Source organism: Streptomyces noursei ATCC 11455 (assembly GCF_001704275.1).
In the GTDB taxonomy this organism is placed as follows: domain Bacteria; phylum Actinomycetota; class Actinomycetes; order Streptomycetales; family Streptomycetaceae; genus Streptomyces; species Streptomyces noursei.
On record NZ_CP011533.1, the window covers coordinates 3054628 to 3081099 of the forward strand.

At 73.4% G+C, this 26472-nt stretch carries 19 protein-coding genes; 5 read left to right on the forward strand and 14 right to left on the reverse strand.

Features of this window, described 5'->3' with window-relative positions:
- Nucleotides 1–78: 78 nt before the first annotated feature.
- The 4 genes from infB to rimP all read right to left on the reverse strand — a co-directional run bounded on the left by infB (nucleotide 79) and on the right by rimP (nucleotide 5316).
- Entirely contained in the window at nucleotides 79–3165 is a 3087-nt protein-coding gene (gene infB, locus SNOUR_RS42885; protein WP_079142565.1) for a translation initiation factor IF-2, read from the reverse strand.
- Nucleotides 3166–3343: 178 nt separating this feature from the next.
- Nucleotides 3344–3622, reverse strand: coding sequence for a YlxR family protein (locus SNOUR_RS42890; RefSeq protein WP_078875727.1), 279 nt, complete (start codon nucleotides 3620–3622; stop codon nucleotides 3344–3346).
- A gap of 129 nt (nucleotides 3623–3751) precedes the next feature.
- On the reverse strand, nucleotides 3752–4744 hold the full coding sequence (gene nusA, locus SNOUR_RS12600; protein WP_067346538.1) for a transcription termination factor NusA: 993 nt from the start codon (nucleotides 4742–4744) through the stop codon (nucleotides 3752–3754).
- 2 nt (nucleotides 4745–4746) lie between these two features.
- Nucleotides 4747–5316, reverse strand: a complete 570-nt coding sequence (gene rimP / locus SNOUR_RS12605; protein WP_067346540.1) for a ribosome maturation factor RimP — start codon at nucleotides 5314–5316, stop codon at nucleotides 4747–4749.
- Between the two features lie 160 nt (nucleotides 5317–5476).
- Between rimP and SNOUR_RS12610 the strand changes: the two genes are divergently transcribed.
- From SNOUR_RS12610 to SNOUR_RS12620, 3 genes are all read left to right on the forward strand, one after another.
- Nucleotides 5477–5977, forward strand: a complete 501-nt coding sequence (locus tag SNOUR_RS12610; protein ID WP_079142567.1) for a hypothetical protein — start codon at nucleotides 5477–5479, stop codon at nucleotides 5975–5977.
- 152 nt (nucleotides 5978–6129) lie between these two features.
- A complete protein-coding gene (locus SNOUR_RS12615; protein ID WP_067346543.1) occupies nucleotides 6130–6633 on the forward strand; it encodes a ferritin-like domain-containing protein in 504 nt (167 codons plus the stop codon).
- A 50-nt stretch (nucleotides 6634–6683) separates the two neighbouring features.
- Complete coding sequence (locus tag SNOUR_RS12620; RefSeq protein ID WP_067346545.1) at nucleotides 6684–7592, forward strand: aminoglycoside phosphotransferase family protein; 909 nt, start codon at nucleotides 6684–6686, stop codon at nucleotides 7590–7592.
- A 76-nt stretch (nucleotides 7593–7668) separates the two neighbouring features.
- On the opposite strand, the gene SNOUR_RS12625 is transcribed toward SNOUR_RS12620, so the two are convergent.
- From SNOUR_RS12625 to SNOUR_RS12670, 10 genes are all read right to left on the reverse strand, one after another.
- Entirely contained in the window at nucleotides 7669–9372 is a 1704-nt protein-coding gene (locus tag SNOUR_RS12625; protein ID WP_067346547.1) for a proline--tRNA ligase, read from the reverse strand.
- 126 nt (nucleotides 9373–9498) lie between these two features.
- Nucleotides 9499–10035, reverse strand: coding sequence for a GNAT family N-acetyltransferase (locus tag SNOUR_RS12630; RefSeq protein WP_067346548.1), 537 nt, complete (start codon nucleotides 10033–10035; stop codon nucleotides 9499–9501).
- 24 nt (nucleotides 10036–10059) lie between these two features.
- A complete protein-coding gene (locus SNOUR_RS12635) occupies nucleotides 10060–10905 on the reverse strand; it encodes a GNAT family N-acetyltransferase (RefSeq protein WP_067346550.1) in 846 nt (281 codons plus the stop codon).
- Nucleotides 10906–11073: 168 nt separating this feature from the next.
- On the reverse strand, nucleotides 11074–12231 hold the full coding sequence (gene ispG / locus SNOUR_RS12640) for a flavodoxin-dependent (E)-4-hydroxy-3-methylbut-2-enyl-diphosphate synthase (protein ID WP_067346551.1): 1158 nt from the start codon (nucleotides 12229–12231) through the stop codon (nucleotides 11074–11076).
- Between the two features lie 177 nt (nucleotides 12232–12408).
- On the reverse strand, nucleotides 12409–13710 hold the full coding sequence (locus tag SNOUR_RS12645; protein ID WP_067346553.1) for a M50 family metallopeptidase: 1302 nt from the start codon (nucleotides 13708–13710) through the stop codon (nucleotides 12409–12411).
- Nucleotides 13707–15047, reverse strand: coding sequence for a 1-deoxy-D-xylulose-5-phosphate reductoisomerase (gene dxr / locus SNOUR_RS12650; protein ID WP_067358216.1), 1341 nt, complete (start codon nucleotides 15045–15047; stop codon nucleotides 13707–13709). The genes SNOUR_RS12645 and dxr overlap by 4 nt, the downstream gene beginning before the upstream one ends.
- A 99-nt stretch (nucleotides 15048–15146) precedes the next feature.
- A complete protein-coding gene (locus tag SNOUR_RS12655) occupies nucleotides 15147–17066 on the reverse strand; it encodes an acyl-CoA dehydrogenase family protein (protein WP_067346555.1) in 1920 nt (639 codons plus the stop codon).
- Between the two features lie 551 nt (nucleotides 17067–17617).
- Nucleotides 17618–19075, reverse strand: a complete 1458-nt coding sequence (locus SNOUR_RS12660) for an aldehyde dehydrogenase family protein (protein WP_067346557.1) — start codon at nucleotides 19073–19075, stop codon at nucleotides 17618–17620.
- Nucleotides 19076–19326: 251 nt separating this feature from the next.
- A complete protein-coding gene (locus SNOUR_RS12665) occupies nucleotides 19327–21015 on the reverse strand; it encodes a PucR family transcriptional regulator (protein WP_067358219.1) in 1689 nt (562 codons plus the stop codon).
- A gap of 305 nt (nucleotides 21016–21320) precedes the next feature.
- Nucleotides 21321–23498 carry an ATP-binding protein gene (locus tag SNOUR_RS12670; RefSeq protein WP_067346559.1) on the reverse strand — a complete coding sequence of 726 codons (2178 nt, stop codon included), beginning with the start codon at nucleotides 23496–23498 and terminating at the stop codon, nucleotides 21321–21323.
- A 253-nt stretch (nucleotides 23499–23751) separates the two neighbouring features.
- On the opposite strand from SNOUR_RS12670, the gene gabT reads away from it, so the two are divergent.
- A complete protein-coding gene (gene gabT / locus SNOUR_RS12675; protein WP_067346560.1) occupies nucleotides 23752–25101 on the forward strand; it encodes a 4-aminobutyrate--2-oxoglutarate transaminase in 1350 nt (449 codons plus the stop codon).
- Between the two features lie 501 nt (nucleotides 25102–25602).
- Nucleotides 25603–26442, forward strand: coding sequence for a phosphatase PAP2 family protein (locus tag SNOUR_RS47125; protein ID WP_312632558.1), 840 nt, complete (start codon nucleotides 25603–25605; stop codon nucleotides 26440–26442).
- Nucleotides 26443–26472 lie beyond the last annotated feature (30 nt).

Genomic DNA, 26472 nt, shown 5'->3' on the forward strand with positions numbered 1-26472 from the left:
CCCGCCGACCGGCCCCGGCCCGCCCGCCGCCCGGCCACCGTTCCTGGTGGACCGCACACCGGGCGGACTACTGCAAGATCAGCCGCGCGGCTTCTCCCGCATCTCGTACGTCGCGATGACGTCGTCGACCTTGATGTCGTTGAAGTTGCCGAGGTTGATACCGCCCTCGAAGCCTTCGCGGATCTCGGTGACGTCGTCCTTGAAGCGGCGCAGACCGTCGATGTTGAGGTTCTCCGCGACCACCTTGCCGTCGCGGATGAGGCGCGCCTTGGTGTTCCGCTTGACCTCGCCGGAGCGGATGAGCACACCCGCGATGTTGCCCAGCTTGGACGACTTGAAGACCTCGCGGATCTCCGCCGTACCGAGCTCGACCTCTTCGTACTCCGGCTTGAGCATGCCCTTGAGGGCCGCCTCGATCTCCTCGATCGCCTGGTAGATGACCGAGTAGTACCGGACGTCGACGCCCTCGCGCTCGGCCATCTGCGTGGCGCGGCCTTCGGCCCGCACGTTGAAGCCGATGACGATCGCGTCGGAGCCGGACGCCAGGTTGATGTCGGACTCCGTGACCGCACCGACGCCGCGGTGCAGCACCCGGATGTCGACCTCTTCGCCGACGTCGAGCTGGAGCAGCGAGGACTCCAGGGCCTCGACCGAACCGGACGCGTCGCCCTTGATGATGAGGTTGAGCTGCTGGACCTCGCCCGCCTTGAGCACCTTGTCGAGGTCCTCGAGGGACACCCGGCGGGTGCGCTTGGCGAACGCGGCGTTGCGCTCGCGCGCCGCACGCTTCTCGGCGATCTGGCGCGCCGTGCGGTCCTCGTCGACGACCAGGAAGTTGTCGCCGGCGCCCGGGACGTTGGTCAGACCCAGGACCAGGACGGGGGTCGACGGACCCGCTTCCTCGACGTGGTTGCCCTTGTCGTCGAGCATCGCGCGGACCCGGCCGTAGGCGTCGCCCACGACCATCGTCTCGCCGACGCGGAGGGTACCGCGCTGGACCAGGACGGTCGCCACGGCGCCGCGGCCGCGGTCGAGGTGGGCCTCGATCGCGATGCCCTGGGCGTCCTGGTCGGGGTTGGCCCGCAGGTCGAGGGCGGCGTCCGCGGTGAGGACGACGGCCTCGAGCAGCTGCTCGATGTTGGTGCCCTGGCGGGCGGAGATGTCGACGAACATGGTGTCGCCGCCGTACTCCTCGGCCACCAGGCCGAACTCGGTCAGCTGACCGCGCACCTTGGTCGGGTCGGCGCCCTCGACGTCGATCTTGTTGACCGCGACCACGATCGGCACGTCGGCCGCCTTGGCGTGGTTCAGGGCCTCGATCGTCTGCGGCATGACACCGTCGTTGGCCGCCACCACGAGGATCGCGATGTCGGTCGACTTCGCACCGCGGGCACGCATGGCGGTGAACGCCTCGTGACCCGGGGTGTCGATGAAGGTGATGCGACGCTCTTCGTCGTTGACCTCGGTCGTGACCTGGTAGGCACCGATGTGCTGGGTGATGCCACCGGCCTCGCCCGCGACCACGTTGGTCTTGCGGATCGCGTCCAGCAGGCGGGTCTTACCGTGGTCGACGTGACCCATGACGGTCACCACCGGCGGACGCGAGGCGAGCATCTCCTCGCCGCCCTCGTTCTCGCCGAACTCGATGTCGAAGGACTCGAGCAGCTCGCGGTCCTCCTCCTCCGGGCTGACGATCTCGACGTTGTAGTTCATCTCGTCGGCGAGGAGCTGCAGCGTCTCGTCGGAGACGGACTGGGTCGCGGTGACCATCTCGCCCAGGTTCAGCATGACCTGGACCAGCGACGCCGGGTTGGCGTTGATCTTCTCCGCGAAGTCCGTCAGCGAGGCACCGCGCGAGAGGCGAACGGTCTGGCCGTTGCCGCGCGGCAGCATGATGCCGCCCACGGACGGGGCCTGCATGGCCTCGTACTCCTGGCGGCGCTGCCGCTTCGACTTGCGGCCACGACGCGCCGGACCGCCGGGACGGCCGAACGCACCCTGCGTGCCACCACGGCCACCGGGACCACCCGGACGACCGCCGAAGCCGGGACGACCGCCGAAGCCGCCGCCACCGCCGCCGCCACCGGGACCGCCGCCACCGGGACGACCGGCGAAACCGCCGCCGCCACCCGGACGACCGCCACCGCCGCCGCCACCGGGACGACCGGCGAAGCCGCCGCCGCCACCGGGACGACCACCGCCGCCGCCGGGACGACCGGCGCCGCCCGGACGACCACCGCCGCCGGGGCCCGGACGCGGGCCGGCAGCCGGACGCTGCGGCATCATGCCCGGGTTCGGGCGGTTACCGCCGCCGGGACGCGGGGCACCACCGGGCGCCGCACCCTGCGGACGCGGCATGGCACCGGGGGTCGGACGCGCGCCGCCCTGGCCGCCGCCCTGCGGACGCGGACCACCCTGGCCGCCGCCCTGCGGACGGGGACCGGGCTGGCCGGGACGCGGGGCGCCACCGGGCCGCGGGGCCTGCGGACGGGCCATGCCCGTGGAGCCACCGGAGGTGAAGGGGTTGTTGCCCGGGCGCGGACCGGCCGGACGGGGCCCACCGGGACGCGCCGACTGGCCACCGGAACGCGGGGCGTTGCCGCGCGACTGGCCCTGGCCGGGCGCGGGACGGCCGCCGGGACGCGGGCCCGGGGCAGCACCCGGGCGGGGGCCCTGGGCTGCGGGGGCCGGCGACGGCGGGGCCTGGAACTCCGGCTGCGCGGGCGCGGCCGGGGCGGGCTTGGGTGCCGCCGGACGGGCCGGGGCAGGCCGCGGACCCGGGGTGGGGCCGGCGGCAGGCTTGGGAGCCACGGGGGTCACCGGGGCCTCCGGGGCTGCCGGAGCAGCCGGGGCCTCGGGGGCAGCCGGGGCCGCGGGGCCCGGCTTGGGGGCGCCCGGCTTCGGGGCAGCCGGACGCGCCGCCTGCGCCGGAGTGGGCGCGGACGGCTTCGCGGGGGCCGACTTGCGCGGCGCCGCGGGCTTGCCGGCGGAACGGCCGCCGCCGCTGCCCGCCTGGAAAGCGTCGGTCAACTTGCGAACAACCGGCGCCTCGATCGTCGAGGACGCCGAACGGACGAATTCACCAAGTTCTTGGAGCTTGGCCATGACGACCTTGCTCTCAACACCGAACTCCTTGGCGAGTTCGTAAACCCGGACCTTAGCCACTTCGCTCCTTCTAGGTCCGGGTGTCCACCGGACCGTCGCTACTTCATGGGCGTACTCATCGCGTACTCATCGAGTGCTCATCGCAATCTCGACCTACTTCCGACTCGCGAGGTACCTGACCGCACGGTTTTCCGTGCGCTGTGCGTGTCTTGCTGTGCGTTATTGCCATGGCGGCTGCTCAACCCGCGCCCCCTTCGATGAACCGGCGCAACTCCGCCGTGTCGAACGGGCCGCGTCCCCGGTAGGCCCGGGGGAACGCCCGGCGGCGAACCGCCAGGTCAAGGCAGACCAGTGTCCGGTGCACATAAGCACCCCGGCCGGGCAGCGTACCGCGAGGATCGGGGACACACTCGCCCTCGATCTCCACGATGCGCAGCAAATCGCCCTTGGCCGCTCGCTCCCGGCACCCCAGACACGTGCGCTCAGGGCATGCGCGGGCATGCGTCCGACCAGACACTGCTTAAGTCTACCTCCCCGCGGCCGCTCCACCCCGATGGGGTAAAGCCGGATCCGCTGCTCAAGAATTCCGCGCGGGCCGCCGCGGCACCACTTCTTTTCGTCCGCCGCGGCCCGTCGTGCCGGTGGCTCAGCCCTGCGCCGGCGCGTGCTCGGTGTCCGGACGGATGTCGATCCGCCAGCCCGTGAGCCGCGCCGCGAGCCGGGCGTTCTGCCCTTCCTTGCCGATGGCCAGCGACAACTGGTAGTCGGGGACCGTCACCCGCGCGGAGCGGGCCGCCATGTCCACGACCTCGACCTTGCTGACCCGGGCCGGCGACAGCGCGTGCGCCACCAGCTCGGCCGGGTCGTCCGACCAGTCGACGATGTCGATCTTCTCGCCGTTGAGCTCGGCCATCACGGCCCGCACCCGGCCGCCCATCGGGCCGATGCACGCGCCCTTGGCGTTCAGCCCGGAGCGCGTCGAGCGCACCGCGATCTTCGTCCGGTGGCCGGCCTCCCGCGCGATGGCGGAGATCTCCACCGACCCGTCGGCGATCTCCGGCACCTCCATGGCGAACAGCTTCTTCACCAGATTGGGGTGGGTGCGCGACAGGGTGACCGAGGGGCCACGGACGCCCTTGACGACGCGCACGACGTACGACCGCAGCCGCGTGCCGTGCGTGTACTCCTCGCCCGGGACCTGCTCCTGCACCGGCAGGATGGCCTCCAGCTTGCCGATGTCGACCAGGACGTTCTTGGGGTCCTTGCCCTGCTGGACGACGCCGGTGACGACATCGCCCTCCCGCCCGGCGTACTCGCCGAACGTGATCTCCTCCTCGGCGTCCCGCAGCCGCTGCAGGATGACCTGCTTGGCGGTGGTCGCCGCGATCCGCCCGAAGCCGGACGGGGTGTCGTCGAACTCGCGCGGCTCGGCACCCTCCTCCAGGTCCTCCGGGTCCTCCTTCGCCCACACCGTCACGTGGCCGGTGTTGCGGTTCAGCTCCACGCGCGCCCGGCGGCGGCTGCCCTCGGTGCGGTGGTACGCGATGAGGAGGGCCGACTCGATCGCCTCGACCAGCAGGTCGAACGAGATCTCCTTCTCCCGCACCAGACCCCGCAGGGCACTCATGTCGATGTCCACGGCTACGCCTCCTCCTTGTTCTCGTCGTTTTCGTCGTTCGCGTCGCTCGCGTCGTTCGCGTCGTTGTCGATCTGCTCGCGCTGGGCGGGCCGCGCGGGCCTGGGGTTGAACTCCAGCTCGACCCGCGCCTTGGCGATCTCCGCGAACTCGACCCGGCGGGCGGTCGGCTTGCGGCCCTTGACGCCCGGCACCTCGAGGTCCAGTCCGCTGTCGTCCATGGCGATGATCCGTGCGACCAGGTCGCCGCCCTCGTGGAGGCGGGCCTTGATCAGGCGGCCGACGGCGCGGCGGTAGTGCCGCGGCGAGGTCAGCGGCCGGTCGGCGCCCGGCGAGGTCACTTCGAGGGTGTACGGGGCGCCGCCCATCGCGTCGGTGTCGTCCAGGATCTTGGACGCCTCGCGACTCAGCTCGGCGCATTCGTCCAGCTGGACGCCCTCGTCGGAATCGACCACGATCCTCAGCACTCGGCTCTTGCCGGCCGGTGTCACCTCGATCTCTTCCAGATCCAGGTCTCGCGCGGCGACGAGCGGTTCAAGCAGTCCGCGCAGCCTCTCGCTCTGGGTGGTGCTCATCCGGGTGACTCCTCGGCCGCGTGTGCTGTTGTGGTTAGGTCGCGTGTCGGGTCAAAGCCTATCGGTTCCGGCGGGGTACTGACGATTCGGTGGGTGGTCACGGATACCCTCGCCTGCGGTGATCACTACGGAAGACCCCGGGAAGTGCAACGTGCCGAAAGTGGCGCTCACACGCAGAACGACCCTGCTGGCCGGCGCCGCCCTGGGAGGTGCGGCGCTGCTCTCCGGGTGCGCCGAGGAGGCCCGGCCCGACCCGGGGGCGGCCGAGCGTTCGGCCGCCGCGGAGCGGGTGCGGACGCGCGCCGCCCGGGACAGCAGGGCACTGCTCGCGCGGTACGACGCGACGCTCGCGGCGCATCCCGGGCTGGGGGCGCGGCTGCGGGTGCTCCGGGACGAAGTCGCCCACCACATCGAGGCGTTCACCTCCGGTGCGCCGTCCGCGGCCCCCTCCGCGTCCGCCGCGTCCGCCGCCTCCGGCAGCGCGCCCGGCGTGCCGGCCGACGAGCGGAGCGCCCGCGCGGCGCTGGCCGACGCGGAACGCACGCTCGCGGATTCCCGCACCGCGGCGCTGGTGACCGCGCCGCCCGAACTCGCCCGGCTGCTCGCCTCGGTCGCGGCCGCCGGGGCGGCCCATGCGTACCTCCTGACCGAGGCGGAGTGAGGCGGGAGCCGCCGGGACCGGCGCCGCGCGGGAGGCGCACCCTCCTGGGCCGTTCGGGCCACCCGACCACCGCCGCGCGGCGGCAGCAGCCCGCACCGTAGGGCGCGGAGCCGACCGCGACGCACCCCCGCACCAGAGAGAAAGAACGGGCCATGACGAGGACACGCACGCAGCGCGACGGGGATCGCGACCGGGACGAACTGACCGCGACGCAGGCCGCGCTGGCGGCCGAGCACGCCGCGGTGTACGGGTACGGCGTGGTCGGCGGGCGGATCGGGGCCGGCCGCCGCGCGGAGGCGCAGGGCGCGTACGACGCGCACCGGGCCCGGCGGGACGCGCTGCGCCGCACCGTGCGGGACCTCGGCGGCGCACCGCAGGCCGCGGCCGCCGCCTACGAGCTGCCGTTCCCGGTGCCGGACGCCCCCGCCGCGGCGCGGCTGGCCGCGGAGCTGGAGGACCGGGTGTCGGCCGTCTACGCGGACCTGGTCCGGGCCGCCGGCGGGGCGCACCGCAAGGAGGCCGCGGCGGCGCTGCGGGAGGCGGCGGTGCGCGCGGTGCGCTGGCGGGGCAGCGGCGTAGCCTTCCCTGGGCTCGTGGAGCGGGCCGCGGCGCCCACCCCGTCGGGTGCCGCGGGCCCCGACGCAGGCGAGCTCTGAACGACCGGCCGCGACCGCGGCAACTCCCCCACGATAAGGACAGCTCAGGCATGGCAACGGCACCCATCGAACCGCCGCAACGATTGGTGAGGGCGCTCGGCGGCGATCCGACGGGCCCCGTCCGGGCCTGGCTGGCGGCACTGCCGGAACTGGTCCAACAGCGGTTGGAATCCTGGGAGTTGACGCTGGATCGGGTGCACGCGCCGGGTGGCAGCAGCAGTCTGGTGGCGTTCGTGCGGCAGCAGGACGGCACGCCGGCGGCCCTGAAGTTCCCGGTGCCGGGGCGGGCCGCCGCGCAGGAGGCGGCGGCGCTGCGGGTGTGGGACGGCTGGGGCGCGGTGCGACTGCTGCGGTCCGACGAGACCGGCGGCGCGCTGCTGTTGGAACGCTTGCAGGGATCGGTGTCGCTGCGGTCGCTGCCGGAGGCCAAGGCGCTGCTGGAGGCGGCCGGCACGGTGCGCCGGCTGTGGGTGGCGCCGCCGGCGGGGCATCCGTTCGCGACGGTGGCGGAGCGGGTCGCGGCGGACGCCGAGCGGCTCCGGGCCGCCGGGGACTCGGCGGGTGCCGGGCCGCTGGTGGACGAGGCCCTGGAGCTGGGGCGGTCGCTGCCGGCCGGGGCGGCGGAGGAGTTCGTGCTGCACGGCGCGTTCCGGCAGGGGAAGGTGCTGGCCGGGGAGCGGGTGCCGTGGCTGGCGGTCGGGCCGGCGCCGCTGGTGGGCGAGCGGGCGTACGACCTGGCGCGGTTGGTGCTGGACCGGTTCGAGGATCTGCTGGCCGGGTCGGGGGCGGCCGCGGTGGCCCGTCGGCGGGTGGCCAAGCTGGCCGACTCTCTGGACGTGGACCGGGAGCGGCTGCGCGACTGGACGCTGTACCGGGCGGTGCGCGCCGGGGTCCGGGAGTCGGTGTCGGGCGACCGGCGGCGCGGCGAGTCGCTGCTGGAGTTCGCGGCCTACGTGTAGCCGCCGACCGGGCACGCCGGAAAGCGGAACGGGCCGGCGGGGCGGGTGCCCCGGCCGGCCCGTTGCCGTTGCGCGGTCAGGCGCTGAGGCGGGCGACGGCCTCGGCGACCGTCAGCTCCTCGCGCTCGCCGGTGCGGCGGTCCTTGACCTCCACGACGCCCTCGCCGGCGCGGCGGCCGGCGACCACGATGGTCGGCACGCCGATCAGCTCCGCGTCGGTGAACTTGACGCCGGGCGAGACGCCGGGCCGGTCGTCGACCAGGACGCGCAGGCCGGCGGCACCGAGCTGGTCGGCGATCTCCAGGGCGAGTTCGGTCTGCTTGGCCTTGCCCGCGGCGACGACGTGGACGTCGGCGGGGGCCACCTCGCGGGGCCAGCACAGGCCCTTGTCGTCGGCGTGCTGCTCGGCCAGCGCGGCGACGGCACGCGAGACGCCGATGCCGTACGAGCCCATGGTCACCCGGACCGGCTTGCCGTTCTGGCCGAGCACGTCGAGCTGGAAGGCGTCGGCGTACTTGCGGCCCAGCTGGAAGATGTGGCCGATCTCGATGGCGCGGTCCAGCTTGAGGCCGGTGCCGCAGTTCGGGCAGGGGTCGCCCTCCTGCACCACGACGACGTCGACGTACGCGTCGACCTCGAAGTCGCGCCCGGCGACGACGTTCTTGGCGTGCAGGCCCTCCTTGTTGGCGCCGGTGATCCAGGCGGTGCCGGGCGCGATGCGCGGGTCGGCCAGGTACGTCACCTTCTCCAGGCCCTGCGGGCCGACGTAGCCGCGCACGAGGTCGTCGCGACCCACGAAGTCCTCGGCGGTGACCAGCTCCACGACGGCCGGGGCGAAGTGCGCCTCGACCTTGCCCATGTCGACCTCGCGGTCGCCGGGCACGCCCACGGCGACGATCTCGCCGCCCACCTTCACCAGGAGGTTCTTCAGGGTGGCGGAGGCCGGCACGTCGAGGTGCGCGGCGAGCGTCTCGATGGTGGGGGTGTCCGGGGTGGGGATCTCTTCGAGCGCGGGTGCGCCGGCGGCGTCCACCGGCTTGAGCTCGTAGGTGATCGCCTCGGTGTTGGCCGCGAAGTCGCAGCTCGGGCAGTCGGCGAAGACGTCCTCGCCGGCCGCGGCCGGGGCCAGGAACTCCTCGGACTTGGAGCCGCCCATGGCGCCGGCGATGGCGGCGCAGATGCGATAGTCCAGGCCGAGCCGCTCGAAGATCCTCTGGTACGCGGCGCGGTGCAGCGCGTAGGACTCGGCCAGGCCCTCGTCGGCCGTGTCGAAGGAGTACGAGTCCTTCATCTGGAACTCGCGGCCGCGCAGGATGCCGGCGCGCGGGCGGGCCTCGTCGCGGTACTTGGTCTGGATCTGGTAGAGGATCACCGGCAGGTCCTTGTAGGACGTGCACTGGTCCTTCACCAGCTGGGTGAAGATCTCCTCGTGGGTCGGGCCGAGGAGGTAGTCGCCGCCCCTGCGGTCCTTGAGGCGGAACAGCTCGGCGCCGTACTCCTCCCAGCGGCCGGTCGCCTCGTAGGGCTCCTTCGGCAGCAGGGCGGGCAGCAGGACCTCCTGGCCGCCGATGGCGTCCATCTCCTCGCGCACGATCCGCTCGATGTTGGCGAGGACCTTCTTGCCGAGCGGCAGCCAGGACCAGACACCGGCGGCGGTGCGGCGCACGAAGCCGGCGCGCACCAGGAGCTTGTGGCTGAGCACCTCGGCGTCGGCCGGGTCGTCGCGCAATGTCTTGAACATCAAGCGGGACATGCGCTGGACCTGTGCGGCGTGGGCCATGGGAGTTTCTCCTGCGTAAGAAAGGTGACTCCCTGGAGGTTAGCCGGAGGGGTGTGGCCCAAGGAAATAGGTATCCGCTGCGCTGGGCCCGCTCGCCGCGTCGCCGGCTCTCCCGCCGTGGTCCGATCAGGGGCGTGGCAGGGGGAGGGGGGCGCCCATCACGGCGTAGGGGGTGGGGGCGCTGGGGAAGAGGACCCGGCGGGCGATGTCCTGGTAGCCGAGTGAGCGGTAGAGGCCGCGGGCGGGGCTCTCGGTGTCGATGGCGGAGAGGATGCTGCGGGGTTCGGCGGCGCCGTCGGTGATGGCGGTGATCAGGGTGCGGCCGATGCCGTGGTTCTGGTAGGCGGGGTGGACGTGCAGCTCGGTGATGACGAAGGAGTCGTCGAGCCAGTGGTCCAGGCCCTGGCTGCACAGGTAGGGCTCGACGACGGTGGACCACCAGTAGGCGCGGTCGTTGGGCATGCCGTAGACGAAGCCGATGAGCCGGCCGGCGGGGGTGGTGGCGCCGAGGGCGCGGGCGCCGCGGCAGCCGAGGTGGCGCAGCACGATGTGGCGGCGGACGGCGATCTCGTCGTCGCTGAGCCCGAACGCGAGGGCCTGCACGGCCAACGCGTCGTCCACGCGAGCGGCGAGATCGAGGGGGCCGACCGCGACGTCATCCATGCTCGGAGCGTACAAGGCCGGGCCTCAGAAAAGTACGCTCATGAACGCGCCGACTTCCTCGAAGCCCACTCGGCGGTAGGCGGCGCGGGCCGCGGTGTTGTAGTCGTTGACGTAGAGGCTGACGACCGGGGCGACGTCGTGGAGGGCGTAGCGGAGCACGGCGGCCATCCCTGGTTCGGACAGGCGCCGGCCGCGGTACGCGGGATCGACCCAGACGCCCTGGATCTGGCAGGCGAGCGGCGTGGCGGCGCCGATCTCGGCCTTGAAGATCACCTTGCCGTCCTCGATGCGGGCGAACGAGCGGCCGGCGCCGACGAGTTCGGCGACCCGGGCCTGGTAGAGCAGTCCGCCGTCGCCGGCGAGCGGGGAGATGCCGACCTCCTCGGTGAACATCGCCACGCACGCGGGCATGATCACGTCGAGTTCGTCCTTGCGGATCCGCCGGACGTAGGGGTCGGGCGCGACCTCGGTGGACGGGGCGCGGGTGACCATCAGCGGCTGGTGGGCGCGGATCTCGCGGGCCGGGCCCCAGTGGGGCTCCAGCAGTGACCAGAGTGCGGCGGTGGGGCCGGCGGGGCCGACGATGGAGGAGCAGCGGCGGCCCTGGCGGCGGGCGCGTTCGGCGAAGCCGCGGACGGCTTCGGGGGTGGCGCAGACGGGGACGAGGTTGGCGCCGGCGTAGCAGAGGGACTCCAGCCGGCCGCCGACGTACCAGCCCCACATCTCGCCGCCGAGCCGCCAGGGGTCGAGGCCGGCGACCTGGACGCGGGCGGCGACGAAGGCGTTGGCCACCGGCTCGCGGTCCAGGACCGCGAGGGCCGCTTCGAGCTCTCCCGGTTCGAGGACCTTGAGGGCGGTGGTCGTCAGCACGTGTCGGAAAGCCTCACCGTTGCGGGGCCTGGGAGGCCAGGCGGGAGCAGGTCCTGGCACTGTACCTCCACCGCCCCGGGGGCACCCGGGCTCCCCTGGGGCGGACGGGCGCGAGCCCCGCGGCCCGGGGTGGGCGGCGGGGCTCGTGTGCGGCGCGTGCGGCGGCGGTCAGCCGGCGGCGGTGACGACCGGCTCGCCGGAGGCGACGCCGTCGGCCTCCATCTGCGCGGCGATCTTCATCGCCTCTTCGATCAGCGTCTCGACGATCTTGGACTCGGGGACCGTCTTGATGACCTCGCCCTTGACGAAGATCTGGCCCTTGCCGTTGCCGGAGGCGACGCCGAGGTCGGCCTCGCGGGCCTCGCCGGGGCCGTTGACGACGCAGCCCATGACGGCGACCCGGAGCGGGACCTCCATGCCCTCCAGGCCCGCGGTGACCTCGTCGGCGAGCTTGTAGACGTCGACCTGGGCACGACCGCAGGACGGGCAGGAGACGATCTCCAGGCGGCGCGGGCGGAGGTTCATCGACTCCAGGATCTGGATGCCGACCTTGACCTCTTCGACGGGCGGCGCGGAGAGCGAGACCCGGATGGTGTCGCCGATGCCCTCGCTGAGCAGGGCGCCGAAGGCGACCGCCGACTTGATGGTGCCCTGGAAGGCCGGGCCGGCCTCGGTGACACCGAGGTGGAGGGGGTAGTCGCACTGGGCGGCGAGCTGGCGGTAGGCGTTGACCATCACGACCGGGTCGTTGTGCTTGACCGAGATCTTGATGTCGCGGAAGCCGTGCTCCTCGAAGAGGGACGCCTCCCACAGGGCGGACTCGACCAGGGCCTCGGGGGTGGCCTTGCCGTACTTCTGGAGCAGCCGCCGGTCCAGCGAGCCGGCGTTGACGCCGATCCGGATCGGCGTGCCGGCGTCGGAGGCCGCCTTGGCGATCTCCTTGACCTTGTCGTCGAACTGCTTGATGTTGCCGGGGTTGACCCGGACCGCGGCGCAGCCGGCGTCGATCGCGGCGAAGACGTACTTGGGCTGGAAGTGGATGTCCGCGATCACCGGGATCTGCGACTTCTTCGCGATCACCGAGAGCGCGTCGGCGTCGTCCTGGGTGGGGCAGGCGACCCGGACGATCTGGCAGCCGGAGGCCGTCAGCTCGGCGATCTGCTGGAGCGTGGCGCCGATGTCGGAGGTCCGGGTGGTCGTCATCGACTGCACCGAGACCGGTGCGTCTCCGCCCACGGCGACCGTACCGACCTGGATCTTGCGGCTGACCCGGCGGTCGGCGAGCTTGGTCGGTACGTCCGGCATTCCCAGTGCGATGGCAGTCATCTGGCGAGCAACCCCAAGGTATGGATCAAGGCCCGGATTCCGCGGGCTCCGGTCATCGAGCCTACGGCACCCGGGTTGCCGGAGGCACATCGAACCCTGACGCCCCTCGAAAGGGGGCGGCCGGGCACGCCCATACGGTGGCAGCGTGCCCGGCCGGTCGATTCAGGGACGACGGGGCTATGTCAGCTTCACCGGGTTCACCACGTCGGCGACCAGCACCAGCAGGGTGAAGCAGATGAAGATCCCGGCGACGACATAGGCGATCGGCATCAGCTTGGCGACGTCGAAGGGACCGGGGTCGGGGCGCCGGACGACCTTGGCGAAGGCCCGCCGCAGCGACTCCCACAGGGCGCCGGCGATGTGGCCGCCGTCCAGCGGCAGCAGCGGCAGCATGTTGAACAGGAACAGTGAGAGGTTGAAGCCGGCGACCAGGAAGAGCATGGTCGCCACCCGCTGCTCCGGCGGGATGTGCAGGGAGAAGACCTCGCCGCCGACCCGGGCCGCGCCGACCACGCCCATCGGGGAGTCCTGCTTGCGCTCGGCGCCGTTGAAGACCGCGTTCCACAGGTCGGGGATCTTGCCGGGGACCTGCACCAGCGACTGCACGCCCTGCGTGACCATGTTGCCCATCCGGTCCACGGACTGGCCGAAGGTCTGCTGGACGATGCCGCTGGCCGGGGTGAAGCCGAGGAAGCCGGCGGTGACGTACTCGCCGGGGACGTAGCCGCCGTGGCCGTCGGTCCTGGCGACCTTGTTCTCGATGAGGTCGGCCTGCAGGGTCACCTTGGCGCCGTGCCGCTCGACGACGAGGGTCGCCGGTCCGGTGGTCCGGCGGATCTGCTCCTGGAGGGTGCCCCAGTCGGGGACGGCGCGGCCGTTGAAGGTGACGATCTTGTCGCCGGCGCGCAGGCCGGCCGCCTTGGCCGGGGAGTCCTTGGCGCCGGCCGGGCACTTGTCGGTCTTGGCGGAGGCCGAGATGACGCAGTCGGAGACCGAGCCGACCTGGGTGGTCTGGGTGTTGATGCCGAAGCCCATCAGCACGCTCATGAAGATCACCACGGCCAGGACCAGGTTCATGAACGGCCCGGCGAACATCACGATGACGCGCTTCCACGGCTTGCGCGTGTAGAACAGCCGGTGCTCGTCGCCGGGCTGGAGCTCCTCGAAGGCCGCCGAGCGGGCGTCCTCGATCATGCCGCGGAACGGGGAGGTGGAGCGGGCCTGCAGCTTCCCGTCGTCGCCGGGCGGGAACATGCCGATCATCCGGATGTAGCCGCCCAGCGGGACCGCCTTGATGCCGTACTCGGTGTCGCCCTTCTTCCGGGAGAAGAGCGTCGGCCCGAAGCCCACCATGTACTGCGGCACGCGGATGCCGAACATCTTGGCCGTGGTGAGGTGGCCGAGCTCGTGCCAGGCGATGGAGAACAGCAGGCCGACGACGAAGACGACTATGCCGAGAATGGTCATCCAGGTCGTCATGCGCGAGCCTCCGATGGGGTGCGTGCCGCCGCGGCGGCCAGTTCGCGGGCGCGGGCGCGCGCCCAGGTCTCGGCCTGCAGGACGTCCGCGACGGTGAGGGAGGTTCCACCGCCGGACGTGCCGGAGGGCCGGGCGCCGTCGTGCTGCTGCTTCATCACCACTCCGGATGCCAGTCCCTCGTCGACCACTGCGGCGACCGTATCCACAATCCCTGTGAACGGCAGCCCGCCGGTGAGGAACGCCTCGACGCACTCCTCGTTGGCGGCGTTGAACACGGCCGGGGCGGTACCGCCCAGTTCGCCGACCCGGCAGGCCAGCGGCACGGACGGGAAAGCCTCCTCGTCGAGCGGGAAGAACTCCCAGGTCCGGGCCTTCGTCCAGTCGATGCCGGGGGCCGCGTCGGGCACCCGGTCGGGCCAGCCGATGCCCAGCGCGATCGGCATCCGCATGTCGGGCGGGCTGGCCTGGGCGAGGGTGGAGCCGTCGGTGAATTCCACCATCGAGTGGACGTAGGACTGCGGATGGACGACGACCTCGATGCGGTCGAAGGGGACGTCGAAGAGCAGGTGCGCCTCGATGACCTCCAGGCCCTTGTTGACCAGGGTGGCGGAGTTGATGGTGACGACCGGGCCCATCGACCAGGTGGGGTGGGCCAGCGCCTGCTCGGGCGTGACGCCGGCCAGTTCGCGCCGGGTGCGGCCGCGGAACGGGCCGCCGGAGGCGGTGACCACCAGCTTGCGGACCTCGGCGCGGGTGCCGCCGGTCAGCGCCTGGAAGAGCGCGGAGTGCTCGGAGTCGACGGGGATGATCTGGCCCGGCTTGGCGACGGCCTTGACCAGCGGGCCGCCGACGATCAGCGACTCCTTGTTGGCGAGGGCCAGCACCCGGCCGGCCTTCAGGGCGGCGAGGGTGGGGGCGAGGCCGATGGAGCCGGTGATGCCGTTGAGGACGGTGTGGCACTCCGAGGGGCCGGCGGCGGCGAGCTCGGTGGCCGCGTCGGGACCGGCGAGGATCTCCGGCAGCGGCTCGCCGGCGCCGTAGCGCGCGGCCAGCGCCTCGCGGAGCGCGGGGACGGCCTCCTCGCGCGCCACCGCGACGGCGGCGACCCGCAGCCGGTGCGCCTGCTCGGCCAGCAGCTCGACCCGGCCGCCGGACGCGGCGAGCGCGGTGACCCGGAACCGGTCGGGGTTGCGCAGCACGATGTCGATGGCCTGGGTGCCGATCGAGCCGGTCGAGCCGAGGATCACGATCTCCCGGGGGCCGGCCGGGTGGCTGGCGGCCGAGCCGTCGGCGGCCGGCTCGAAGCGCAGGTGCGGGTGGGCGAGGCTGTCCGTCATGTGGTCCATTGTGGCCGGTCGGCACGGTGCCCCGGCCACCGAGGGCGCCCGCACCCCGTACGGGCGACGCGCGGGCCGCCCGTACGAAGCGGTGCGGGTTTACCGGAAGGGCCGGCGGGCGTTGTCCTTGGTGCTCCGGCCGGGGGCGGCGTCGGCGATCCAGGCACCGTCGCCGCTGGGGTCGACGACGCCCTCCTCCAGCCAGGTGTAGCGACCGCCGAGGACGCCGGAGACGACCTTGCGGTCCAGTTCGTCGGTGTTGGTCCACAGCCGGTGGAAGAGTTCCTCGACGCGGATCCGGGCCTGCCGGCAGAAGGCGTCCGCCAGCTGGTACGCCTCCTGGCCGTGGGCGCCGGTGAGCCGCAGGTGCTCGGCCCGGACGCAGGCCGCGCTCATCGCGAACAGCTCCGCGCCGATGTCGACGATCCGGCCGAGGAAGCCCTGCTTGGTCTCCATCTTCCCCTGCCAGCGGGACATCGCGTAGAAGGTGGACCGGGCGAGCTTGCGGGAGGTCCGCTCGACGTACCGCAGATGACCCGCCAGTTCACCGAACTCCTGGTAGGTGCGCGGGAGTTGGCCGGGGCCGGCGACGAGCTTGGGCAGCCAGCGGGCGTAGAAGCCGCCGGCCTTGGCGGCCGCCCGGCCCTTGTCGGCCAGCGACTTGTCGGGGTCGATGAGGTCGCCGGCGACGGACAGGTGGGCGTCCACCGCCTCGCGGGCGATCAGCAGGTGCATGATCTCCGTGGAGCCCTCGAAGATCCGGTTGATCCGCATGTCCCGCAGCGTCTGCTCGGCCGGGACGGCGCGTTCGCCGCGGGCGGCGAGCGAGTCGGCGGTCTCGAAGCCCCGGCCGCCGCGGATCTGGACCAGTTCGTCGGCGATCCGCCAGCCCATCTCGGAGCCGTAGAGCTTGGCGAGGGCGGCCTCGATGCGGATGTCGTTGCGGTTCTCGTCGGCCATCTGGGAGGCGAGGTCCACGACGGCTTCCAGGGCGAAGGTGGTCGCCGCGATGAAGGAGATCTTGGCGCCGACCGCCTCGTGCTTGGCGATCGGGCGGCCCCACTGCTCGCGGGCGCCGGACCACTCGCGGGCGATCTTCAGGCACCACTTGCCGGTGCCGGCGCACATCGCGGGCAGCGAGAGCCGACCGGTGTTGAGCGTGGTCAGGGCGATCTTCAGGCCGGCGCCCTCGGGGCCGATGCGGTTGGCGGCCGGCACCCGCACCCGGTGGAAGCGGGTGACGCCGTTCTCCAGGCCGCGCAGGCCCATGAAGGCGTTGCGGTTCTCGACGGTGATACCGGGCGAGTCGGCCTCGACGACGAAGGCGGTGATGCCGCCCTTGTGCCCCTCGGAGGCGGGCACCCGGGCCATCACCACCAGCAGGTCGGCGACCACGCCGTTGGTGGTCCACAGCTTCACGCCGTCGAGGACGTAGTCCTCGCCGTCGGGGACCGCGGCAGTCGCCAGCCGGGCCGGGTCGGAGCCCACGTCGGGTTCGGTGAGCAGGAAGGCCGAGATGTCCGTACGGGCCAGCCGCGGCAGGAACGCCTCCTTCTGCTCCTGGGTGCCGAAGAGCTTCAGCGGCTGCGGTACGCCGATCGACTGATGCGCGGAGAGCAGCGCACCGATCGCCGGGCTGGCCGAGCCGACCAGGGCGAGGGCGCGGTTGTAGTAGACCTGGGTGAGCCCGAGACCGCCGTACTTGGGGTCGATCTTCATGCCGAGGGCGCCCAGTTCCTTCAGGCCGCGGACGGTCTCGTCCGGAATGCGGCCCTCCCGTTCGATGCGGGCGCCGTCGATCTCCGTCTCGCAGAACTCCCGCAGCGTGGCCAGGAACTTCTCGCCGCGCCGGACGTCGTCCACCGCGGGGGTGGGGTGCGGATGGATGAGGTCGAGCCGGAAGCGCCCCAGGAACAGCTCCTTGGCGAAGCTGGGCTTGTGCCAGTCCTGCTCACGGGCCGCCTCGGCGACCCGACGGGCTTCGCGCTCGGAAACGTTGCGGATGGACGGAGCGGTCATCAGGAGCTCACCTCGCCGCGGATCGGGAGTTCTGCCGGCGGACCGGTCGGCCGCCGGGCAGTGCTACTTGTGACAAGTACCCGATCCGCGCGGGTTGCACCAGCGGAGCGGAGGCCGGGGTGGGGGTACCTCCCATGTCCTCAAGACATGGGGGAGGGTCCCCGCCAGGGACGGGACGCGCGGCACCGGGCGGCCTTCCGGCGGGGGTGCGGCATACCGCGCTGGTTGTACGCGCGGAGCGGCTCCTCCCCCCGCCGGTACGGCCCCGCATCCGCCTCGGTCAGGAGGATCCGGGGCGGAACGGGGCCGTAGCGTCTGAAGTCCGGGCTGGCGGGGGGCAGTGCCGGAAACGGGGAACGCGGCGCGCTCCGGAAACAGGGTGCCGGAGCGCGCCGCGCGAGAGGCCGGCGCCGGGGGGTGCGCCGGCCGGGACCTGGCGGGCGGTACGGCCCAAGGGACGGCCGTCGCTGTCCACCGGACCAGGCCGGATCAAAGGGGGTGCGGGCGGGCCGGGGGCGACCGGCCCGCCCGGTTCCGGGATTTCCCGGGGCCTACAGGTCCAGTCCGGTGAGGACCAGGACCCGCTCGTAGGTGTAGTCGTCCATGGCGTAGCGGACGCCCTCGCGGCCGACGCCGGACTGCTTGACGCCGCCGTAGGGCATCTGGTCGGCGCGGTAGGACGGCACGTCGCCGATGACCACGCCGCCGACCTCCAGTGCGCGGTGGGCGCGGAAGGCGGTCCTGGCGTCGTGCGTGAACACGCCGGCCTGAAGGCCGAACTTGGAGTCGTTGACGGCTGCGAACGCCGCGTCCACCCCGTCGACCTTCTGGAGGGTGAGCACCGGGCCGAAGACCTCCTCGGTGGCGAGGGTGGCGCCGGCCGGCACGTTCTCCAGCACGGTCGGCGCGTAGGAGGCGCCGTCGCGCTTGCCGCCGGTGAGGAGCCGGGCACCGCGCTCGACGGCGTCGTCCACCCAGGACTCCACGCGCTTGGCGGCGTCCTCGCTGACCAGCGGGCCGACCTCGGTGGCCGGGTCCGTCGGGTCGCCGGTGACCTGGGCCTCGACCCGCTCCACGACCTTGGCCACCAGTCGGTCGTAGACCGAGGCGTCGGCGATGACCCGCTGCACCGAGATGCAGGACTGGCCGCCCTGGTAGTTGGCGAAGGTGGCGATGCGCTGCGCCGCCCAGTCCAGGTCCTGCTCGGAGGACCAGTCGGGCAGGACGACGGCCGCGCCGTTGCCGCCCAGCTCCAGGGTGCAGTGCTTGCGCGGCACCGAGTCGAGGATGGCGTAGCCGACCGTGTCGGAGCCGGTGAAGGAGATGACCGGCAGCCGCTCGTCCTGGACCAGCGCCGGCATCCGGTCGTTGGGGACCGGGAGGATCGACCAGGAGCCGGCGGGCAGGTCGGTGCCGGCCAGCAGCTCACCGATGATCAGGCCGGAGAGCGGGGTGGCCGGGGCGGGCTTGAGGATGATCGGGACACCGGCGGCGATGGCCGGGGCGATCTTGTGGGCGCAGAGGTTCAGCGGGAAGTTGAACGGCGCGATGCCCAGGACCGTGCCGCGCGGGAAGCGGCGGGTCAGCGCGAGCCGGCCGGCGCCGCCCGCGTCGGTGTCCAGGCGCTGCGCCTCGCCGCCGTTGAAGCGGCGGGCCTCCTCGGCCGCGAAGCGGAACACGGAGACGGCCCGGCCGACCTCGCCGCGCGCCCACTTGATGGGCTTGCCGTTCTCCGCGGAGATCAGCTGGGCGATCTCCTCGGTGCGCTCCACCAGCCCGCGCACCACGTGGTCCAGGGCGGCGGCCCGCACGTGGGCGGGGGTCGCGGCCAGCTCGTCCTGGACCGCGACGGAGGCGGCGACGGCCTCCTCGACCTGGGCCTCGGTGGGCACGCTCACCGTGCCGACGAGGCGGCCGTCCCAGGGGGAGGTGACATCGAAGGTGGTCTCGCCGGTGGCCTCACGGCCGGCGAGCCAGAAGGCGGTGGGGGCTGCAGCAGTGTTCGGCACAGTGGATCCCGGCCCTTCAGTGATGGTGGGTGGTGCGCGCGCAGCTCTGGGAGCGGCTTGGCGTGGACTCTGCAGCCCACCGTAGGGGTGCGACGCCCTCCTGACGCTTGTCCGAAGCGGCGTAATCCGCGGGGGCGTCTCTCCGTGGTGGAGTCCACGGCCCCGCCGCGGCATGACATCGCAGGTCGGACGGCCCCTGGCCGCGCGACCGGGCCGCTGCGCCGGCCCGTCGCCGGCGCGTCCTGCCCGCCCTACTCCCCCGCCTGCGCCGACGTCGCCTTCAGCGCCAGCCACAGCTCCATCCGGACGTCCGGGTCGTCCAGCGAGCGGCCCAGGATCTCCTCCACCCGCCGCATCCGGTACCGCAGGGTGTGACGGTGGACGCCCAGGTCGGCGGCGGCCGCGTCCCACTGGCCGTGCCGGGCGAGCCAGGCCCGCAGGGACGCCACCAGGTCGCCGCGCCCGGTCGCGTCGTGCTCGCGCAGCGCGCGCAGCAGGCCGTCGGCGAAGGCCCGTACCGCGTCGTCGGCGAGCAGCGGCAGCACCGAGCCGGCCGCCACGTCCTCGTGCTCCACCAGCGTGCGGCCGCGCCGGCGGGCGACGGAGAGCGCCTGCTCGGCCTGGCGGTAGGCGTGGGCTGCGGCCATCGGACCAGTGGGGGCGGAGAGGCCGATGGCCACGCCGTCGGCCTCCCGGCCGGTGCCGGGCCGGGAGTTCCGGCCGCGCGGGCGCGGCTGCGCGCCGAGGCGGGCCTCGGCCTCGGCGGCGAACGCGGCGCAGGCGTCCGCGGCCGCGCCGCCGTCCGTGACCAGCACGATCAGCCGGCCGCCGTCCGGTACGGCGAGCACCGCCTCGCCGGTACGGGCGGCGGCGGACTCCATGGCGTCGGCGAGCGCGTCCAGGACGGGCACGGCGCCGGCGCCCGACGGCGCGGGGGTGCCACCCGGGTCGAACGAAGCCGGGAGCTTGGGGGCGGCCGGCTGGTCGTCGGCGGGCACCGGCTCGGCCACCACCATCCGGAACGGGGCGTCCAGCAGCCCGCCGTAGAGCCGCCCGGCCACCGCCCGGGCGTGGTCCGGCTCGCCCGCGAGCAGCATCTTCAGCACCGCGTCGCCCAGCCGCTGTTCGGCGTCCTGGAGCGCCCGGGACCGCTCGGTGGTCAACGTCAGCAGCGCGACCGCGGAGTTCACCGCGTACCGCTCGGCGGTCCCCAGCGACGCTCCGGTCCCCACGGCGAGCACCCCGCGGGCCCGGCGCCCGGTGCCCAGCGACTGGAGCTCCACCCGGTCGTCGCCGTCGGTGTCGCTGACGACCGAGCTGGCCGGTGCCGGACGCTCGCGCAGCCGCGCCACGTCCTCGGCGAGCCGGGCCGCCCGCCGCGCCGCCCACTCGGGGGCGGCCGCCACCACCGCTCCGGACGCGTCGTAGAGCGCCGCCCAGCCGTTCAGGTGCGCCGCGAGCCGGGCCAGCAGCTCGGTCGGCCCCTCTGCGCTGAGGGCCGCCCGGGTCAGCTCCCGCTGCGCCTCGAAACCGGCGGTCACCGCGCGGTACTGGTCGGCCGCCACGGACGCCGACACCGCCTTGCTGATCGCGATGAACGGCGTCCGGCGCGGCACCCCGAGCAGCGGCAGGTGGTGCCGGCGCGCCGCCTCGACCAGCGCCTCGGGCACCCCCTCGTAGTTCACCCCGACCGCGAAGCCCAACCCGACCACGCCGGCCTCGGCGACCCGCCGCACATACCGGTCCGCGGTCTCCGGATCCTCCGCGTCCAGCTTGAGCGCGGTGATCAGCAGCAGTTCCCCGCCCTCCATGTACGGCACCGGGTCGATCAGCTCGCTGGCGTGCGCCCAGCGCACCGGGACGTTCAGCTGGTCCTGGCCCGCGAGCACGGTCAGCTTGAGCGCGGTGTGGTTGACCAGGGAGGCGAGGGTGTGCGGCATGGGACCTTCGATGGCTCCGGCGGACGGCACGACCGCGACCGGCTGCCGAGTACCCCTGCCGGCCTCCTGCCGACTCCCGCCGATCGTCCGCGCCGCCCGTATGAACGGCTGGCGTGTACGCCGTCCCGTATGAACGGCTGCTGCCGATTCTGCCTCAACGGACGGTTTCGCGAACACTCCCCGATGACCGACGGATCACGACGGATGACGACGGATGACGGGGTGCCCGGCGGCCCCTCCCCCTCCCCCTCCCCTTCCCTCAGGCCGAGGGCCGCGCCTCGCCCCGGGGAAGGGGGACGGGGCGGTCAGGAGCGGAGGTCGACGAGGACGGGCGGGGCGTGCTCCCCGTCGACCGTGGTCACCGACAGCACCGCGTGCCCGGCCGGCAGCGCGTTCGCGAGGTCGGACGCGGACCAGCGCTCGCGCTCGACGGTGCGGACGGTGATGGCCTTGGAGGTCGCCGCCTTGCCGGTGACCAGCTGACGGACGATGTGGAACGCCTTCATTCCGGCGCCGTGCGCAATGATCTGACGGTCCGTCACATCACGCGTCTCCACCCATTCCTTGCCCCACACCTCGGCGAACGGCGCCCCGTCCCAGGGCGTGACGCCCGCGAACGCCATCCGGCAGCCGACCGAGCCGAGCAGCGCACTGCGCAGCGCCTCGGGCACGTCGTCCAGCGACCGCAGGGTCAGCACGGCCCCGGCGTTGGCCGAGCGGAGGCGCTGGAGGCCGCGCAGCGCCTCCGCGGTGATGGTGTGCGCGGCCTCGTCGACGACCAGGCAGGCGAACAGGGAGCGGTCGGCACGGGCCACCGCGCACTCGGTGAACTGGGCCAGGACCAGCCGGGCGAGGATCCGGGACGCCTCGGCGTGGCCGCGCTCGGGCAGCTCGATGCGGACCCGCAGCGGGTGGTCCAGGGCGCGCAGCGAGACCTGCCGGCTGTCCCCCGTGGGATCGAAGAAGGCGGCGAAGGCGGGTCGGTCCAGGAGCGCGATCCGGTCCGCGAGGAGGAGGGCGACATCGCCGGGGCGCTCCGACTGGCGGGCGCGGGCGTCCAGTTCGCGCAACAGGGTCTGATCGCCGGACGCCTCCAGCGCGGTGCGCAGCGCGGACACCGCCGACGGCGCACCGTCCAGCAGTTCGCGGAGCTCGGGCACGGTCGGGAAGCGGCCGCGGGCGGCGCGGAACGGGCCGAGCAGCTGGGCCAGGGCGGTCGCCGCGCGCCGGCTGTCGCCGCCGGGCAGCTGCTCGGCGAGGTCGCCGACCAGCGCCTCGGCCAGGATGCCGGACGCCTCGTCGGGGTCGGTGGTGCCGCCGTAGAGGTCCAGGTCGCAGTCCGGATCGGGGCGACCGATCCGGACCACCACGTCGAACGCGTCGTCGGGACCGAGCGCGGCCCCGGCCGGGCCGACCGCGACGACCGCGCACTGCCCGGCCAGCGCCTGCAGGCACATCGCCTCCACGACCGGACGCACCAGCCGGGTGGTCTTGCCGCTCCCGGCGGGCCCGACGGCCAGCAGCGAGGTACCCAGCACCCGGGGCTCCAGCGCGCAGCCGCAGCCCCGGTGTTGGTACGGATTGCGCGGATGGTCGGCCGCGGTGCCGATCCGGACCTGGTGCGCGAGCAGGTCGTGCCGGGCGGTACGACGGGCCAGGTCGCGCTGCCCCGAGGGATGGGCGCAGGCCGCGGCGCCGTGCCGCAGGACGGTGTCGGTGAAGGAGGCCAGGGAGTTCCGACCGGCCCGCACCGAACGCCACGCCCGGCCGATGCGCGCCACGTCCACGTCGTTCATCGCGCCGCCGCGGGCCTCGGCGGCGAGCCGGTCGGCGGCGTCCGGCGCACCGTGGGCACGGAGTTCGGGCCACTGCGCCGGATCACTGGCCGGTTCGGGCGCGGCCGCGGGGGCACGGTCGCGGAGGCGGCGGACGGGGCCGAGGACCCGGCGGACCAGTTCCGGCCAGCGGCCGAGACGGCCGAAGATGACGACGATGAGGAGCAGTACCAGCCCGTCGTAAACGTAGGAGGCCCAGACAAAGGCCATCTTGTCGCCGCCCGCCGCCCGCCAGGAGTCAGGGGTGAGCAGCAACAGCGGCCAACTCCAATAGGTGCCGAGGTATCCGTTCCACAGCAGGGACCACAGCAGCCAGCCGCACAGGAACGAGATCACCGCGCCGCTGATCAGCTGCCGCAGGGGGATCCGTTCCGGCTCTTCCTTGGCGCGTGGCCGGTGGCCGTACGTCCAGATGCCGGGCGCGGAGGCCGGGCGCGGCATGCGCAGCCAGCCCAGCAGCGGCGGCTGCGCCGCGGCGGGGGACTTGGCGGGAGCGGGCGGCGGTGCGGCCGGCCTGGCCGGCGGCGCGGTGGGCCGCGGCGGAGCGGGCGGCGCGGCCGGGCGCGGCACCGCGGGGTCGGGGTGCCGCGCCCCGGACGGCGGAGCTGCGGCGGTGTGCTGTGCGTCCTGCGTGCCCTCGGTGTCCATCCGGTGCCCCTTGTCCCCCTTGAGACGTGGCCTGCCGCGTCGGTTCGCCGGCCTGTCGTTGTCATGCCCGCGCGGGCGCGCCGTCGCCGGGCGTGCCGCCGCTCAATTTACTGGCCGCGCCCCGTGGCTATGTCCGGTGCGGACAACGCAACACGCGCACTTCTCCCGAACGGAACATGCCAGACCCGACCCACCGCCCCTAACCTGCGAGAACAAGACCTCTGTACGTCCGTGTTCCCCCCAGGAGACTGCCATGACCGAACTGTCCGGAGGGCCCGCCCTCCCCCAGGAGCGTCGCGTCGTCACCGCGATCCCCGGCCCCAAGTCCCAGGAGCTGTGGGCCCGCAAGCAGGAGACCGTGGCCGCCGGTGTCGGCGCCGTGCTGCCCGTCTTCGTCAAGCGCGCGGGCGGCGGCGTCCTGGAGGACGTGGACGGCAACTCCCTGATCGACTTCGGCTCCGGTATCGCGGTGACCTCGGTCGGCAACAGCGCGGAGGCCGTGGTCCGCCGGGCCACCGCGCAGCTCGCGGACTTCACCCACACCTGTGCCATGGTCACGCCGTACGAGTCGTACGTCGAGGTCTGTGAGCAGCTGGCCGAGCTGACGCCGGGCGACCACGCGAAGAAGTCGGCGCTGTTCAACTCCGGCGCGGAGGCCGTCGAGAACGCCGTCAAGATCGCCCGTGCGTACACCAAGCGCCAGGCGGTCGTCGTGTTCGACCACGGCTACCACGGCCGCACGAACCTGACGATGGCGCTGACCGCGAAGAACATGCCGTACAAGCACGGCTTCGGCCCGTTCGCGCCCGAGGTCTACCGCGTGCCGCTGGCCTACCCCTACCGCTGGCTGACCGGCCCGGAGAACTGCGCGCAGGAGGCCGCCGACCAGGTGATCACGCAGATCACCAAGCAGATCGGCGCGGAGAACGTCGCGGCGATCATCATCGAGCCGGTGCTCGGCGAGGGCGGCTTCATCGAGCCGGCCAAGGGCTTCCTCCCGGCCATCGCGAACTTCGCGAAGGAGAACGGGATCGTCTTCGTCGCGGACGAGATCCAGTCCGGCTTCTGCCGTACGGGCCAGTGGTTCGCGTGCGAGGACGAGGGCGTCGTACCGGACCTCATCACGACCGCCAAGGGCATCGCGGGCGGCCTGCCGCTGGCGGCCGTCACCGGTCGCGCCGAGATCATGGACGCCGCGCACGCGGGCGGCCTGGGCGGCACCTACGGCGGCAACCCGGTGGCCTGCGCCGCCGCGCTCGGCTCGATCGAGACCATGCGCGAGCTGGACCTGAACGCCAGGGCCAAGCACATCGAGGAGGTCATGAAAGGCCGCCTCACCGCGATGCAGGAGAAGTACGACATCATCGGCGAGGTCCGCGGCCGCGGCGCGATGATCGCGATCGAGCTGGTCAAGTCCGGTTCCAAGGACCCGAACCCGGAGGCCACCGGGGCGCTCGCCAAGGCGTGCCACCAGGAGGGCCTGCTGGTCCTGACGACCGGCACGTTCGGCAACGTGCTGCGCTTCCTGCCGCCGCTGGTCATCGGCGACGACCTGCTGAACGAGGGCCTGGACATCCTCGAGGCGGCGTTCGGCACCCTCTGAGCGGGCGACCCCGCGCGGCGGTGAGCCGAGCGGAAACCTTCCGGGCGCGGCCCGGGGCGCGGCGGAGTCCGTGTCCCGGGCCGCGCCCCGTTCACATGTCCCGTTCGCTCGCGCCCCGTTCACCTGCCGCCTCCTCGGACGGGCGTACGGCAGGGCCGCAGGGGGCGCACGGAGGGCGTGAAGAAGATGTGCGGGGGCAATGGCGGGCACGTGATGCGGCTTACGGGGCGTGCTTCCGGTGCCGTACGGTTTCTGCAGATGAGAGAAACACCCCGCCCGCAGGGGACTGCGGGTGATGCCCGGTCGGCGCTTTCCCGGCTTCGACCTGGCCGTGCCCTCGCGCACACCACCGGGACCCCTGGCACGAGGGGCTCCGGGAAACCTCACCGATCGGATGTCCGCCCGCCCCAGACCCCCCGGGGCGCGCGGCACACCGGTCCCCACGGCCGCTCCGGAACCACCCCCCCCTGTTCCGGAGCGGCTGCCTTTTTACGATGTGGGGTGTCTTTTGTGAAGGGGCGGCTCGTCGGTCGGGCACGCCATTCCCCTGATCCCGCTTCCCGTGGTGCGTGGTCGGCGCGGCGGTGCGGGCTCGTCGCGCTGTGCAGTGCACTGCTCTTCGCGCTGGTCACCTGGCAGGTGGCGGCCCACGGGGCGGTGCGCGGGCTCGACGAGCGGTTGGGCCGCGGGGTGGCGGCGAGCGCCGTCCCCGGGCCGCTCGCGCAGTTCCTCGCCGATCTCGGCAATACGACGGTGGCGCTGCCGGTGCTGTTGGTGGCGGCCGGGTGGGAGCTGTGGCGGTTGCGTCGCGGGGCGGGCAACGGGCCGGGCGGGTCGGGCGGTCCGGTGCGGGCGTGGCTGCCGCCGGTCGCCGCGTTGGGGGCCCTGGCCGCCGTGCCGGCGCTCGTCGTCCCGTTCAAGGTGTGGTTGGACCGGCCGGGACCGCCCCGGATGGCCGGGTCGCACGAGGGGTTCTATCCGTCGGGACACGGTGCGACGGCGGCGGTGGCGTACGGGCTGGTGGCCCTGCTGCTGATCCGGGCGTACGCGGGACGGCGGGGCGATCGGGCCGCGCGGCGGCGCAGCGGTCGGCGCGATGTCGCGGCCCTCGCCGTGCGGCTGGTCGCGGTGGCGACCGGGCTGCTCAACGCGGGGGTCGGGCTGGGGCTGGTGCGGCAGGGCTACCACTGGCCGCTGGATGTGTTCGGTGGCTGGTGCCTGGCGGGGGTGCTGCTGCCGCTGTGGTGCGTGGTGTGCGACCGGTGGGGCGGACGGACCGGCGGCCAGGCCGGCAGCCGGACCAGTGGCCGGGATACGGGTCCGGGGGCCGGCCCCGGCTGACACCGCCGGGGCCGGCGAGGGGCACGGCTC

What these genes read in the sequence shown, in the direction of transcription:
- rimP (WP_067346540.1), bottom strand. Translation starts at nt 5,316, where the DNA reads ATGAGCACCACCCAGAGCGAGAGGCTGCGCGGACTGCTTGAACCGCTC.
- SNOUR_RS12615 (WP_067346543.1), top strand. Translation starts at nt 6,130, where the DNA reads ATGACGAGGACACGCACGCAGCGCGACGGGGATCGCGACCGGGACGAA.
- SNOUR_RS12620 (WP_067346545.1), top strand. Translation starts at nt 6,684, where the DNA reads ATGGCAACGGCACCCATCGAACCGCCGCAACGATTGGTGAGGGCGCTC.
- SNOUR_RS12625 (WP_067346547.1), bottom strand. Translation starts at nt 9,372, where the DNA reads ATGGCCCACGCCGCACAGGTCCAGCGCATGTCCCGCTTGATGTTCAAG.
- SNOUR_RS12630 (WP_067346548.1), bottom strand. Translation starts at nt 10,035, where the DNA reads ATGGATGACGTCGCGGTCGGCCCCCTCGATCTCGCCGCTCGCGTGGAC.
- ispG (WP_067346551.1), bottom strand. Translation starts at nt 12,231, where the DNA reads ATGACTGCCATCGCACTGGGAATGCCGGACGTACCGACCAAGCTCGCC.
- SNOUR_RS12645 (WP_067346553.1), bottom strand. Translation starts at nt 13,710, where the DNA reads ATGACGACCTGGATGACCATTCTCGGCATAGTCGTCTTCGTCGTCGGC.
- dxr (WP_067358216.1), bottom strand. Translation starts at nt 15,047, where the DNA reads ATGACGGACAGCCTCGCCCACCCGCACCTGCGCTTCGAGCCGGCCGCC.
- SNOUR_RS12655 (WP_067346555.1), bottom strand. Translation starts at nt 17,066, where the DNA reads ATGACCGCTCCGTCCATCCGCAACGTTTCCGAGCGCGAAGCCCGTCGG.
- SNOUR_RS12665 (WP_067358219.1), bottom strand. Translation starts at nt 21,015, where the DNA reads ATGCCGCACACCCTCGCCTCCCTGGTCAACCACACCGCGCTCAAGCTG.
- SNOUR_RS12670 (WP_067346559.1), bottom strand. Translation starts at nt 23,498, where the DNA reads ATGGACACCGAGGGCACGCAGGACGCACAGCACACCGCCGCAGCTCCG.
- gabT (WP_067346560.1), top strand. Translation starts at nt 23,752, where the DNA reads ATGACCGAACTGTCCGGAGGGCCCGCCCTCCCCCAGGAGCGTCGCGTC.